Raw genomic sequence first — 14480 nt, 5'->3', positions numbered from 1 at the left:
TTATTCTACTTCTTCAAAGAATTTTTTTACTTTTTCCATCAGCGACTGCCCGAAAGTGAGTTTTGCCGCCTTTTTATTCTCATGCTGTTCTTCTTTAGGCTGTTGTTCCTGTATCGGCGCAACTTCCTGCGGAGTGGGCTGTGAAGTTTCAATCGCAGCTTGTGCAGCAGCATTTTCCGGCTGCTCTTTTTCCAAAACAGGAGTGTCTTCCACTGTGTTCAGCTTTTTATCCCTGATTTTTAAACTTTCCATTAACAAACCAATGGAAGTCGCAAATTCGGGACCTTTAAGATACTGATTTTTATCATTCGCCACATACTCATTTGCAAATCCGATTCTGCTGTCGAATCCTGTTGTATAATTGGCGAGCTGACGAAGGTGTTTCAGGTTGGATCCGCCTCCCGTCAACACAATTCCTGCAATCAGTTTTTTCTTTTGTTCGAAGGCTCCGTAAGCCTTTAATTCTGTATTTACCATTTCCAGAATTTCTTCTACTCTCGCATTGATGATCTGTGCCAAAGTTTTCAGAGAAATTTCTTTATCCGGTCTTCCGTGAAGTCCGGGAATGGTAACATAGGTACTGTCTTTTTCAAGCTCAGGAACCGCAGAACCGAATTTTACTTTCAGTTGCTCTGCATGTTTCTCAATGATCGAACAGCCTTCCTTGATGTCTTCCGTAATAATTCCTCCTCCGTAAGGGATTACACAGGTATGACGGATGATGTTATCTTTAAAAATTGCAATGTCTGTAGTACCGCCTCCGATATCTACAATAGCAACTCCTGCCTCTTTTTCTTCTTTTGTAAGAACCGCTTCAGAGGATGCCAAAGGTTCCAGCGTGAGTGCTTCCATTTCAAGCCCTGCTTCTCTCACGCATCTCGCGATATTGCGAATGCTTCCCATTTGTCCTACAACCACATGGAAGTTGGCCTCTAAACGCTTACCGTGCATCCCGACCGGTTCCTGAATTTCACCTTCGGAATCTACTTTGTATTCCTGCGGTAAAACGTGAATGATTTCTTCTCCAGGAAGCATCACCAGTTTTTTTACCTGATCTTTTAATGCTTCAATGTCGTCGTCTGTGATGAATTTATCCGGATGTTCACGCATAATATAATCGGAGTGCTGCAGAGAACGGATGTGTTTCCCTGCGATTCCTACCGTTACTTTACGGATAGGAACTCCTGCGCTGGACTGTGCTTCAGACACAGCGGCTTTGATTGAATTAATGGTCTGCGAAATATTATTCACAATACCTTTGTGAACCCCAAGACTTTTCGCCTTTCCTACACCGAGAACTTCTATTTTCCCGTGTGCATTCCTCCTTCCGACAATCGCAACAATCTTTGTTGTCCCGATGTCCAGACCTACTGAATACTCTTGATTTTCCATTTTTATACCGATTTGATTTTTTTGTTTTTCAGTTCCTGTTTTAATAAGGATCATAGGTTTTTGCCTATGTATATTGATGTTTTTTTATTTTATTCGATCTTAACTTTTGCTTTAGTTTTCGGTTTTGACGCCGTAGGTTTCTCAGTTTTTTTTGCTTGGGTTACCTTCGGTTTTGAAGGATTCCCCGTTTTCTTAATTTCTTTTTTAACTTCGGCTTTAGGCTTTGGTTCGGCACTTTTGGTGACTGCAACCGGAGTTTTTGCCAGTTCTATGTTCGCCGCTTTTAAAATACTGTCGTTTTCTTTATAATTGGGATTTAAGGTCGTTACAATCTGGTTCTGATATTTAATGGAAACCATACTGTATTTCTCAGGATCCTGATAGACAAGATATTTTTCTACAAATGCCTTAAATCCTTTTACTTTAAAATCTATATTATCTAAATCCCCGATCTCGACTTTGTAATTTCCCTCACTTGTAAGAAGATTGTAGTCTCCGTTTCGGTCTTTGGATATTCCGATGAAGTATTTTTTACTGAAATCGTCTTTGTCTATTTTTTCAACCAGTTCGGCAAGTTTTTCATACTCTTCTTTTTTTACATTTCCTGTCACCAACATGCATGGATGAGAATACGTTTTAGAAATCGGAAATTCTATTCCTTTTTCATCTACGTAAAAGTCTCTGCCTTCTTTGTTTAATCTGAAAACAGGAACTCTCTGTTTGATGTCTAAATTCAGCTTTCCGTTCAGGTTTAAATAAACATTTGCACTGTCTACTGCCGGAAGATTGTTGATCTTCTTTTCCAAAGCGGGAATATTGAGATCTCCCACTTTTCCAGAAGGGTTTTCCTTTTTTACAATTTCCCGGATATCTTTTTCATCAATGAAGTAAACCGGTGTTTTTTCATTCATTTTTACAGAAATTTTATTGTCCGTAATCTTCTGTCCGCTGAATTTCTTCAAAGAGAAACTCAGCAGAAATCCAAGGATGATTACTGTGATGGCAATTTTTAATATTCTGTATTTATTTTTCATTTTTTTTAGCTTTTTTAACGCTACGGTCGCAAGGGTTTTCTTTAAATTCTTGCTTTTATATTCGCAAAGGCGTTTCACTCAGCAAATGATAGCTGAAAATATTTTTTATAATTTGTTTACTGCTCTTTTTACTCCGTCTTTAAATAAGGTAGAATGAAAATTTAAAATCATCCCTAATTTCATTTCTGTGATTCTTAAATAGTTAAGAATTTGGAAAAAATGATATTTATTAATTTCCGGAACTGCTTTTATTTCTATAATTACTTTATTTTCAATTAATAAGTCAACTCTGATGCTTTCTCAATAATTAAACCTTCATAATTGACACTAATATCTTTTTGATTTTCAATGTTCAATCCGCTATTTTTTAACTCGTGAATTAAACATTGCTCATAAACATTTTCATAAAGTCCGATTCCCAGTTTTCGGTGCACTTTCATCCCTGCATCAAAAACAATGTTTGAAATTTCATTTTCTGTCATTGTGTGTTTTATTTACTCTGAAATGATATTTTCAGCTATCATTTGCTGAGTGAAACGCCTTTGCGAACAAATTTCCGTGTTTTCAAAAAATTCTTTGTGTCCGTTGCGTTATATTTAATAATTAAATTCTCTCTATCCAATCACAGACGGGATCATACAGCGTGTCTATATTTCCTGCCCCTACCGTAAGGAGAATGTCAAAATCTTTTTCTTTTATTTTGCTGAAAGCTTCGCTTAATGTTGAAACTTCTTTTTTATCTAAATTAACTTTTTCCAGTAACCAATCGGAAGTAATTCCTTCAAAATTTTCCGGAAGTTCTCTTGCCGGATAAATATCAAGCAAAATCAGTTCATCAGCTTTACTTAAACTTTCTGCGAATCCGTCTGCAAAATCCCTTGTTCTGCTGAAAAGATGAGGCTGGAAAACCACCAGTAACTTCTTTTCAGGATAAAACGTACGAATTGAACCCATTACGGCATTAATTTCTGTCGGATGATGCGCATAATCATCGATGTAGATTTTACCGTTTTCGTAAATATGTTTTGTATATCTTCTTTTAATTCCTTTAAAATTGGCAATTGCTTTCTTTAAAGTTTTGAAATCGACTCCTAAACTGTTTAAAATTGCCAAAGCAACCGTAGCATTTTCTACGTTGTGAATTCCCGGAATTTCCCAGACAAAATCTTTTACCGTGTCGTTGGGCGTATGGAAATCAAAATAAATTTTATCATGATCCATTCTTAGGTTATCTGAGTAATAATCAGCCACTTCGTTTACAGCGTAAGTTTGATGAGGTCTTCCGATTTCAATTCCTTTTCTTACAAAAAGCTGTCTGTCTTCGGGAACCAGAGCTGCAAACTGTCTGAACCCTTCTTCAATGGTGTTTTTATCTCCGTAAATATCCAGATGATCGGCATCGGTGGAAGTAATAACTGCCCAATCCGGAGAAAGGTTTAGAAAGCTTCTGTCGTATTCATCTGCTTCCACAACTGAATATTGCGAGCCGTTGTAGAGGAAATTTGACTTAAAATTCTCAGAAATTCCTCCCAGGAAACATGAAAAAGGCAAATTTGCTTCTTTGCACAGGTGTGAAACCAAGGTAGAAGTGGTTGTCTTTCCGTGAGTTCCGGCAACAGCAATGCAATCTGTGTTTTCCGTGATCAACCCTAGAACTTTTGCACGTTTTAATACTTCAAACTGATTGGTATTGAAATAATCTAAAATGTCCAGTTTCTTAATCGCCGGAGTGTAGATAACTAACGTATCTTTTTTCTGAAGCGACGTAATTTTTTCATCAATGACATCTTCAAAAACAATATCAATTCCCTCACTCATTAATGTTTGAGTAAGTTTGGTGTTGGTTTTATCGTAGCCTGAAACTTTTTTGCCCGAAGCATGGAAATAACGCGCCAAAGCGCTCATCCCGATCCCCCCGATTCCAACGAAGTAAAAATTTTGATATGTTTCTAAATTGTTCATTTATTATAATTTAACTAAAAAGTTTATTCCAATCCATACAAAAAAAGCTATTGCAGAGATAATTAGAATGTTTTGTCCGTGGCTTCTGTCTTTTTTAGCAAAGCCATAAATTCTATCACCATTTGGTAAAGCTTTTTTATAATACATTAAATAAGCTCCAACAAATACGCCTAAAAATCCTGCAAAAAAGGCAGAAGTGTATCCGATTATTATTAACCAAGTCGGACTTTCTTCCTGAGTTGAAAGATCTTTAATTCTCTGTTTATTTATCACATTTAAAAGTTCCGGACTAATTTCCTTTCCTCTTTGTTTTAATATTTTTTGAGCGAGTAAATAATCAAATTTGTTCCATTCTTCTTTTTTTGTTACAATTTCAATCAGTTCTTCATCAGAAGAATCAAAAAGGTAATAGTCTTGATCTACGTTTTCAATTTCTTTTTTAACCAAATCTTCTTCTAATTTCTCTACCTGACTAAAATCTTCTTTTTGAATTTTTAATTCAAACTGTTTTGTGTTTATATCGCCTCCAAAACTGGAGTCTAATTGCGAAGAATTATTTGCCAATTCATAAGCAATATGATTCTCTTCCAGAATTTTTATTAATTCTAAAGCATCATCTTCGTAAATGAATTTTCTATATGTAGAAAGCTCGCGTGGCATTATTTTATCACTTTAAAAATCTCGTCTACAATCTCTTTCGCCGCATTTGGTTTGGCAAAATATTTCAGATTTTCAGACATTTCTTTTCTTACTTTTTCATTTTCGCATATTTCTGAAAGGGTATTCCAGAATTTGTCTTTCATCTCAGAGTCTTTCACCATTCGGGCTGCATTTTTTTCAACCAGATTCATTGCATTTTTGGTTTGATGGTCTTCCGCTGCAAAAGGGAAGGGAACCAATAAAACCGGCTTCTGCGCAACCGCCAGCTCTGAAATGGCAATTGCACCCGCTCTGGAAACAATGACATTTGCTGCAGAATAGGCTGTTTCCATGTCTTTGATGAATTCTTTGAGCTGGATGGAAGCTGGAAGCCGGAGGTCGGAAGATAAATCGCTGTAGTCTAACTTTCCGGTTTGCCAGATCAATTGGTATCCTTTTTCTTTAAGGTTTTCCAGATTGTCTTTCCATCCGTTATTTAATGTTCTTGAACCTAAAGATCCTCCGACGGATAAAATCGTCAGTTTATTTTTATCCAAGCCCATTTTTTCTTTTGCCTGAGTCGTTTCCTGCATTCCTGAGATGATATTCTCACGAATCGGATTCCCCAGAAATTTTATTTTTTCAGCCGGAAATCCTTCCACTTTCGGATAAGCGGTAAACACGGCTTTTGCTTTTTTACTTAAAATTTTATTCGTAACTCCTGCATGAGCATTCTGTTCCTGAATAAAAATAGGAATTCCCAGTTTACTTGCCTCGTACAAAGCCGGTCCGCTTGCAAAACCTCCTGTTCCCACGGCAAAATCCGGAGCAAAACTTTTAATGATCTTCTTCGATTTGGATAAACTTTTTAGTATTTTAAAAGGCAATCCTAAATTCGACAGAAGATTTCCTCTGTTGATTCCGGCAATATTAATTCCTTCGATTTTATAACCCGCCTGCGGAACTTTTTCCATTTCCATTTTTCCGTTGGCTCCAATGAACAAAAATTCAGCATCGGGAAATCTTTTTCTGATTTCGTCCGCAATAGCAATGGCAGGAAAGATGTGTCCTCCTGTTCCTCCTCCCGATAATAATACACGGATGGATTTTGTTTTTTGGCTATCTGCTGATGGTTTATTCATCTCTGTTTAAATCTTTTTTATAAATTTTTTTGTCTTAAGCAATGTCGTTAATCTCCGCTATGCTTTGTTTTTTGCCCATTCCTTCTTCATCGTAAATCTGAATTCTGGAGCTTATGTTTAAAATAATTCCCAACTGCAAATATGTTACCAACATTGAGGTTCCTCCGTAACTTATTAAAGGCAGCGGTTGCCCTGTAACAGGGATTAAATTGACGGCAACTGCAATATTTACAGATAGTTGTATAAAAATCATTACTCCGAGGCTGAGAACGAGCAAAGAGCCGAAAAAAGCAGGCATCTTGCTGGCTATCATGACGATACGGATAATCATAATTAAATATAAACTTACCAGAAAAACAGCTCCGATCACTCCGTATTCTTCTACAATCACGGCGAAAATAAAGTCGGAGGCAGACTGAGGAAGCATTTGTTTTAAAGCACTTTTTCCGGGTCCCATTCCTGTAACTCCGCCGTGTACGATGGCAGCTTTTGCCATCATCACCTGATAATTTTTTGCTTTTACACTTTCGTCATCTACATCGGCTGTTTTGGCTTTGCTAGATGTAAATGTTTCAATACGGCTCATCCACGTGTGAACACGGTTTCCTCCGATTAAGTTGGTGTTTAAAGCCACCAGTAAAAACAGAACAATTGCGATGAATGATGCAGAAATAAATCCTGCAATATATTTCCAGTGTAACTGTCCGATGACGAGAACAATCACTGAAACCATTAAAATCATCAACGCCGTTGAACCATTGTCTTTTGCTACCAGAACAAAAACCAGCAGAATCGGACCGAAGATGTACATGATGTTCTCAATCGGAAGCCGTTCCCGCGTTATTTTTTTGGTTAAATATCTGCACAGATAAATAATCAGCATTAAAAAAGCAAAGGAAGACGGCTGAAATGAAATCGGCGTTCCGGGAATTTTCAGCCATCGTGAAGCACTGGCTCCATCAATGGTCTGTCCCGTGAACATGGTGACAATCAGTAAAATAACCATTAAACCAAGCATGATGCTGCTGAGTTTTCCGATGTATTCGTATTTTACCATTCCGACTACTCTCATGATTCCCAAACCTAAGACCACGAAGAACATATGTTTGATAACGTGACCGGTTGTGGTCCCGTTGTTAACGATATATTCGAGATTTGAACTTGCAGAATAAACCGGGAAAATAGAGAAAATGGAGATCACAAGAATGACCATCCAAAGTACTTTATCGCCCTTCAGGAATTCAAATCTGTTTTCTGTGTCTTGTTCGTTCATATTTAATGCTGTTGGCTTTTTGGCTAATTGCCATTGGCTTTTAATACCTGCTCTTTAAACTGATGACCTCTGTCTTCATAGTTTTTGAATAAATCAAAACTTGCACAGCACGGAGACAGTAAAACCGTATCTCCTTTTTCAGCGAGAGATTTTGAGATCTCCACTGCTTTTTCCATGCTCGACGTGTCGTAAATAAATTCTTTTTTGTCTTTGAAGAAGTTGATAATCTTTTCATTATCAATTCCTAAGCAGACGATTGCTTTTACTTTTCTTTTGACTAAATCTTCAATTTCGGTATAGTCATTACCTTTATCTAAACCTCCTACAATCCAAACGGTCGGAGTTTTCATGCTTTCTAAAGCATAATACGTTGCATTAACGTTGGTTGCCTTGCTGTCGTTGATGTATTTTACACCCTCAATTTCAGTTACAAGCTCCAGTCTGTGTTCAACCGCCTGAAAAGTCATTAATGAATTTCTTATACTTTCATTATTGATTTCCAATATTTTACCGGCAATTGATGCAGCTAAACTGTTGGCAACGTTATGCGTTCCAATGAGAGATAATTCATCAATTTTCATTGAGAAGTTATCTTTCATTTTTACTTCAATGGTATCGCCGTTAATGAAACCTCCTTCTTCCAGTTTTTCTTTGGTGGAGAAAGGAATCATTTTCGCTTTAATTTCTAATTTTTCAAGAATATTTTTGCTCATTTCATCATCTTTATTGTAGATGAAAAAGTTGTCATTTTCCTGATTCTCCGTTATTCTGAATTTAGCCAGAGCATATTCTTCATAGTTGTAATTGTACTGATCCAGATGATCCTGTGACAAATTCAGCAATAAAGAAATATACGGTCTAAAATTCTGAATATCGTCCAATTGGAAAGAGCTTACTTCCAGAACATAATATTCATGGTTTTCATCGGCAACCTGCTTTGCAAAGCTGTACCCGATATTTCCGCCTAAACCTACGTTTAATCCGTCGTTTTTCAGGATGTAGTAGATGAGAGACGTTGTTGTTGTTTTTCCGTTGCTTCCTGTGATGGCGATGATTTTCGCATCTGTAAATTCCGAAGCAAATTCAATTTCAGAAGAAAGTCTTATTCTTTTCTCGTTAATTTTCTGAATCATTTCTGCCTTTTTCGGAATTCCCGGACTTTTTACAATCCAGTCGGCGTTTAAAATTCTTTCTTCATCGTGGCTTCCTTCTTCGAATTCAATTTCATTCTCGTTCAGAAACTGTCTGTAGTTATCCTTGATGGCACCTTTATCGGAAAGAAAAACTTCCATTCCTTTCTTTTTTGCCAGATAGGCAGCTCCGCAACCACTTTCTCCTCCTCCTAAAACAACTATTTTCATATTTATTCTTTTGTAAAATGTAAAATGTAAAACGTACAATGTATCTGGTGTCTTTTTACATCAATACTTTTTACTTTTTACAAAATTTATCTCATTTTTAATGTGATCAGACATACAATTGCCAACATTACTCCTATGATGATCATTCTGTTCACTATTTTACTCTCATGAAAGCCTCCCTTCTGATAATGGTGATGTAAAGGGGACATTCTGAATAGTCTATTGTTTTGGGCATATTCGAGCCCGAATTTTCTTTTTCTGTATTTAAATACGACAACCTGAAGCATTACGGAAATATTTTCGATCAGGAAAATTCCGCAAAGGACAGGAATCATGAGTTCTTTTCTTAAAATAATCGCTAAAACGGCAATAACTCCGCCTAACATCAAACTTCCGGTGTCGCCCATGAAAACCTGAGCCGGATAGGTGTTGTACCAGAAGAATCCGATTACGGCTCCTACCATTGCGACCACGAATATGGTGGTTTCTCCCATGTTGGGAAGGAACATAATATTCAGATAATCAGCGAAAATGATGTTCCCTGAAAGATAGGCAAACAAGCCGAGCGTTAGTAAAATAACGGTACTGGTTCCTGCGGCAAGACCATCAATTCCGTCGGTAATATTGGCTCCGTTTGAAACAGCCGTTACGATGAAAATCACAATCGGGATAAAAACAATCCAAGCCCATTCGTGAGCATCTTTATCATTCATCCAAAACAGAATTCCGCTGTAATCGAACTCATTGTTTTTAGCAAAGGGAACGGTAGAAACAGTTATTTTTTCGGTAGGCATAAAGTTTTGCTCTACATTATTTCTATTTACCACTTTTGCATCTGCATATTTTCTTTTTACGGTAATATCGGAATGAAAATACATGGTAATTCCTACGATCAATCCCAATCCGACTTGTCCAACAATTTTGAATTTACCGCTTAAACCGTCTTTGTTTTTTTTGATCTTTTTTAAATAATCATCCAGAAAACCTATTGCACCCATCCATATCACGGAAACAATCAGAAGAACAATGTAAACGTTTGTAATTCTGGTAAATAGCAAAACAGGAATTAACGTTGCCAAAATGATGATAAGACCTCCCATTGTTGGAGTACCTTCTTTTTGCTTCTGTCCGTCCAGACCAAGATCACGCACCAGTTCTCCCATCTGTTTTGCTCTCAGATAGTTGATGATTCTTTTTCCATACACCAAAGCGATGGTTAAAGAAAACAGAACCGCCATTCCTGCACGGAAGGAGATGTATTTCAACAGTCCTAATCCGGGAACGTGGATTCCCATGCTGGTTAAATATTCGTATAGGTAGTATAACATTTCTTAATTATTGATGTTTGATAATTGATGATTGATATCTAACCGATATTAAATAATCTTACTCTTTAATTTGTTCTTATAAGTTGATGTTACTTTCAGAATCTCCAAAGATTCATTCATAAGTTCATCTGTCATTATTTTTGAAGCTATATTAACTTCCTGAATTACTTCCAGCCAAAATACCGTTTCGTCTGCCTCTTCTACGACAATACAAATTTTAGCATATTTCTCTTTATCTGATCTGGCTCTGCACATTGCTCTGTAATTGGCTGCTACAGAACTTGCTGAACGAAAAATCTGCTTTCTGATTACGGATACTTTATCAGAATACGGCAAGTCTGATAAACTATTGATTATATTTATTGCTAAAGTTTTTGTTCTTTGAGCAAAAATCTGATTGTAATTATTTTCCATCATTAATCAATTATCAATAATCATTTATATTTATTTACTCATAAGCTGCCACAGCTCATTAATGGTTTCCTTGTCGTCAAAATGATGTTTCACGCCGTTTATTTCCTGATAGGTTTCGTGTCCTTTTCCGGCTACGAGAACGATATCTTTCGGTTCTGCAAATTTTATCGCCATTTTGATGGCTTCTTTTCTGTCCGGAATGGAAGTGTACTTGCTGAAATTCTGAGGTTCAACACCGGCTTCGATTTCTTTGATGATTGCTGCCGGATCTTCCGTTCTCGGATTGTCTGAGGTGATGATTGCCAACGTTGATTTTTTCGTGGCAATATTTCCCATTTCAGGTCTTTTTGAATGATCTCTGTCGCCTCCGCAGCCGAAAACGGTGATCAGTCTTTCGTTTTTTGTTCTGATATCATTAATGCTGTCCAGAATGTTTTCCAATGCATCCGGAGTGTGTGCATAATCTACGATGAAGAAAATTCCGCCGTCTGATTTAAAGGTCTCAAATCTTCCGGACACTCTTTTTAGTCTGCTGATTGCCTGTAAAATTTCGTCTGACTCAAAACCCAGCTCGGAAGCAATTCCGAAAACCAATAAGAGGTTGTACACATTGAATTTTCCGGTGAGTGTTGTCCAGAATTCTTTTCCGTTGAAATTCAACAGCATTCCGTTGAAATCCACTTCCAGTAATTTTCCATGAAAATCTGCCATTGTCTTCAAAGCATAAGACCTTTTTATGGCTTTTGTGTTCTGAAGCATGACATTTCCGTTCTTATCATCCACATTGGTGATGGCAACCGCAGAATCTTCCAACTGATCGAAAAATCTTTTTTTCGTTTTCAGATATTCGTCAAACGTTTTATGATAATCTAAATGATCATGTGTAAGATTGGTAAACCCAGCAATTTTAAAGTGAAGTCCCTCGATTCTGTTTTGGGCAATTCCGTGGGAGCTTACTTCCATAAATGCGAATTCACAGCCTTCTTCAACCGCCTGAGCTAAAATTTTGTTGATGGTAATAACATCAGGAGTGGTGTGTGTTGCCGGAATGATCTTTTCTCCGATTCTGATTTCAACGGTAGAAAGCAAAGCGGAATCATATCCTAAATTTTTAAAGACATCAAAAAGCAGGGTAGAAACAGAAGTTTTTCCGTTAGTTCCTGTTACTCCGATTAATTTTAGTTTTTCTGAAGGATTACCGTAGAAATTGGAAGCTAAATGACCTAAAGTTTTGGATGAATCTTTTACTTTAATATAGGTAGCATTTTCATTGAGATGTTCAGGAAATTCTTCGCAAACAACTGCTGTTGCTCCTTTTTCTACCGAAGATGCAATAAATGAATGTCCGTCCACAACCGTTCCTCTCATTGCGATGTACAAGGAGTTTTCCGTAACCTTTCTGCTGTCGAATACCAATTCTGAAATTTCACGGCTGTCGTCACCATGAATTTCTAATACCGGAATTCTTTTTAATAAATCATTTAACTGCATTTCTCTTTATTTGTTCCATAAGTTTCACTTACGGTTATTCATATTGAACCCTTCGGGTTCTTCTCTTTTTTAATTCTGCAGAGACAGATAAATTCTCTGGTTTCTGCTTATGGTTGTGCCTTCTGTCGGGAACTGTTCTTTAATTCTTCCAACACCCTTAAAATCTACACGGTAGCCTAAATTTTCAAGCTGTGGAATCACATTTTTACCGATGAGTCCTACTACATTTGGCATCTGTTTATTATTTACTGCGACTTTTACGTTAGGTTCTACCATTTTGTTCAGGTTTACCTTTTTGTCGACAAGCATTTCTCTTTCAATATTCTGAGGGGTTTTCAGAAATGTTTTTCCTGCAATTTCTTTAAATACCGGTGCTGCAACGGTAGCTCCATAAAACCCTTTTGATGTATTTGGCTCGCTGATCATCACATAACAGGTATATTTCGGATTATCAGCAGGATAGAAGCCTGCAAATGACGAGCGGTATTTCATAGGACCGGGAAGCCAGTATTCAAACCTTGCGGTTCCTGTTTTTCCTGCCATTTTTAAATTCGGTGTGAATATACTTTTTGCGGTTCCTTTTTCAACAGCTTTTGTTAAAGCATTGGTCATCATTTTGATGGCTTTTTCAGATGCCATTTTGTTGACCATTACTTCCGGTTTTGCCGTGTACATTACTTTCCCGTCCTTCATAATTTTATCAATGAATAAAGGCTTCAGCATTTTACCGTTGTTTGCAACTCCGTTATAGAAAGTGGCTAACTGCAACAGGTTTATGTTTGTAGAATATCCGTAGGCAATGGATGCGAGAGTTGCGGCATTCCATCTTTTGCTTTCGGGAGTTAAAATTTTTGGTTTTGTAATTCCCGGAAGTTCAATATTCATTTTATCGAATAGTTTCCACCTTCTTAAATGATCTAAGAAAATCTGAGGCTTTTCGGCGTAATATTTTGTAATCAGTTTTGCAGAACCTACGTTGCTGGATTTAGCCAACACATCACTGATGTCATACGTTCCGCCACCGTGACCGTCTGAAATTCTCTGCTTTGCGTATACCCAGATTCCGTTTCCTACATTTACGGTTGTATTTTCATCAATGAAACCGTCATCCATTGCTGCTAAAAGTGAAATGGTTTTAAAGGTAGAACCCGGTTCTATATTGTCTTTCAGGGCATAATTGTAAGAATCTACATAATCTCCATCATCAGTTCTTCTTAAATTAACCATGGCGCGGACTTTTCCCGTTTCGGTTTCCATTACAATCACGGTTCCGTGTTTTGCTTCGAAGTTCACGAGCTGTTTCTGTAAAGCGGAATGTGCAATATCCTGAATTCTAAGGTCTAATGTGGTATAAACATCTTCTCCGTCAACAGGTTCCTGTACCTTCCAGTAATCAATTGGTTTCCATTGGGAAGAATTGATTCTCTGCTCCAGTCTTTTTCCGTCTGTTCCTCTTAAATATTTAGAGAAAGCGCCTTCAAGACCTGCTGTATGAACGCCGTCGTCCATTCCGATGGTTCCGGCTCCGATTTCTGAGGTAGCCAATTCTCTTTTATAGTTTCGGTCTACGATAAAACCTCCTTTGTTTTTGCCTTTCTTGAATATCGGAAATTTGCGGATTCTGTCGTACTGGTCAAAATCAAGTCCTTTAACTAAAGTGTAGTACTGATTTTTCTTTTTTCTCTGCTCATCGAATTTCTTTCTGAATTCTGCTCTTGGCTTTCCGAACATTTTGCTGAGAGAATCTGTTAAAGCACCAATATTGTTGGTATAAATGGTGTCTTTCATCGTTTTGAAATCCAGATAGATGTCGTAACGCATGACGGTTGTTGCCAGAATAGAACCGTCTGACGCAAAAAGATTTCCTCTTGCTGCTTTTAAAGTGGCTTCGCGATAGTTTTTGTTGATGTAATCGTCTTTAATTTCCTGAACGTTCGTATTCTGAAGAATAACGATGCGCGCAAGGAACATTACAAACACGCACAAAGCCACCACTGCAAAGAGGTAGCCCCATCGTAACGTTTTCTTACGTTTGTTGTCGTATTCATTTTGCTTTTGCATCTGTACTGTCCAGTTTTATTAGCAATTTATGAGGATGGTTTTCGAGGGTCATTAAAGAATCCCTAGCAACTTCTTTCCCCAACTCCGATTCCATTTTTACTTTGATCAGCTTACTTTGTGCGTAAGCGTTTCGCGATTTATATTCTTCTGTTTCTTCTTTGAGTGCGTTAACAATTTTAATTTTCTTATTGACGAGATGATTGCTGTAGATCATTGCCATCATCAATACAAACAACAGCAGAAAATACTTGTAATGTATTTTAATCTCATCACGGTTCAGGAAATTTCCTTTTATAATATCTATAAAAGTTAATTTCTTCTGAGGACGATTTGTTGTTCTTTTTGCCAATTTAAATGTCAATTTGTTTTGCAGTGAATTCACT

The 14480-nt window shown here is 37.2% G+C and carries 12 protein-coding genes and 1 pseudogene; all 13 read right to left on the bottom strand.

Annotation, left to right across the window (positions count from 1 at the left end):
- The 13 genes and pseudogenes from ftsA to WFH39_RS08880 all read right to left on the bottom strand — a co-directional run bounded on the left by ftsA (position 1) and on the right by WFH39_RS08880 (position 14446).
- The gene (ftsA, locus tag WFH39_RS08940; protein WP_214587873.1) at positions 1-1392 is read right to left on the bottom strand and encodes a cell division protein FtsA; all 1392 of its coding nucleotides are present in this window, start codon (positions 1390-1392) and stop codon (positions 1-3) included.
- A gap of 89 nt (positions 1393-1481) precedes the next feature.
- Positions 1482-2426 (bottom strand): cell division protein FtsQ/DivIB, encoded by a 945-nt coding sequence (locus tag WFH39_RS08935; RefSeq protein ID WP_336689629.1) that lies wholly within the window; start codon positions 2424-2426, stop codon positions 1482-1484.
- 105 nt (positions 2427-2531) lie between these two features.
- Positions 2532-2866 (bottom strand): annotated as a pseudogene (locus WFH39_RS08930) (GxxExxY protein).
- Positions 2867-3029: 163 nt separating this feature from the next.
- Positions 3030-4388, bottom strand: coding sequence for a UDP-N-acetylmuramate--L-alanine ligase (gene murC, locus WFH39_RS08925; RefSeq protein ID WP_336689628.1), 1359 nt, complete (start codon positions 4386-4388; stop codon positions 3030-3032).
- A 3-nt stretch (positions 4389-4391) separates the two neighbouring features.
- Positions 4392-5048: a hypothetical protein gene (locus WFH39_RS08920; protein WP_336689627.1), complete on the bottom strand. Its 657-nt coding sequence runs from the start codon at positions 5046-5048 to the stop codon at positions 4392-4394.
- A complete protein-coding gene (gene murG / locus WFH39_RS08915) occupies positions 5048-6169 on the bottom strand; it encodes an undecaprenyldiphospho-muramoylpentapeptide beta-N-acetylglucosaminyltransferase (protein WP_336689626.1) in 1122 nt (373 codons plus the stop codon). Before murG ends, WFH39_RS08920 begins: the two co-directional genes overlap by 1 nt.
- 34 nt (positions 6170-6203) lie before the next feature.
- A complete protein-coding gene (locus WFH39_RS08910; RefSeq protein ID WP_076391176.1) occupies positions 6204-7442 on the bottom strand; it encodes an FtsW/RodA/SpoVE family cell cycle protein in 1239 nt (412 codons plus the stop codon).
- Between the two features lie 23 nt (positions 7443-7465).
- On the bottom strand, positions 7466-8803 hold the full coding sequence (murD, locus tag WFH39_RS08905) for a UDP-N-acetylmuramoyl-L-alanine--D-glutamate ligase (protein WP_336689625.1): 1338 nt from the start codon (positions 8801-8803) through the stop codon (positions 7466-7468).
- Between the two features lie 86 nt (positions 8804-8889).
- Complete coding sequence (mraY, locus tag WFH39_RS08900; RefSeq protein WP_336689624.1) at positions 8890-10131, bottom strand: phospho-N-acetylmuramoyl-pentapeptide-transferase; 1242 nt, start codon at positions 10129-10131, stop codon at positions 8890-8892.
- Between the two features lie 48 nt (positions 10132-10179).
- Positions 10180-10548, bottom strand: a complete 369-nt coding sequence (locus WFH39_RS08895) for a four helix bundle protein (RefSeq protein WP_228408258.1) — start codon at positions 10546-10548, stop codon at positions 10180-10182.
- A gap of 27 nt (positions 10549-10575) precedes the next feature.
- A complete protein-coding gene (locus WFH39_RS08890) occupies positions 10576-12036 on the bottom strand; it encodes a UDP-N-acetylmuramoyl-L-alanyl-D-glutamate--2,6-diaminopimelate ligase (protein ID WP_336689623.1) in 1461 nt (486 codons plus the stop codon).
- Between the two features lie 69 nt (positions 12037-12105).
- Positions 12106-14097, bottom strand: a complete 1992-nt coding sequence (locus tag WFH39_RS08885) for a penicillin-binding transpeptidase domain-containing protein (protein ID WP_214587889.1) — start codon at positions 14095-14097, stop codon at positions 12106-12108.
- The gene (locus WFH39_RS08880; RefSeq protein ID WP_100377881.1) at positions 14081-14446 is read right to left on the bottom strand and encodes an FtsL-like putative cell division protein; all 366 of its coding nucleotides are present in this window, start codon (positions 14444-14446) and stop codon (positions 14081-14083) included. The genes WFH39_RS08885 and WFH39_RS08880 overlap by 17 nt, the downstream gene beginning before the upstream one ends.
- Between the last annotated feature and the right edge of the window lie 34 nt (positions 14447-14480).

The sequence above is a fragment of the Chryseobacterium sp. MMO-72 genome (genome assembly GCF_037146035.1).
GTDB classification, from domain to species: Bacteria; Bacteroidota; Bacteroidia; order Flavobacteriales; family Weeksellaceae; genus Chryseobacterium; species Chryseobacterium indicum.
The sequence above is the reverse complement of the archived record's forward strand: the minus strand, read 5'-3'. Positions and strand labels throughout refer to the sequence as shown.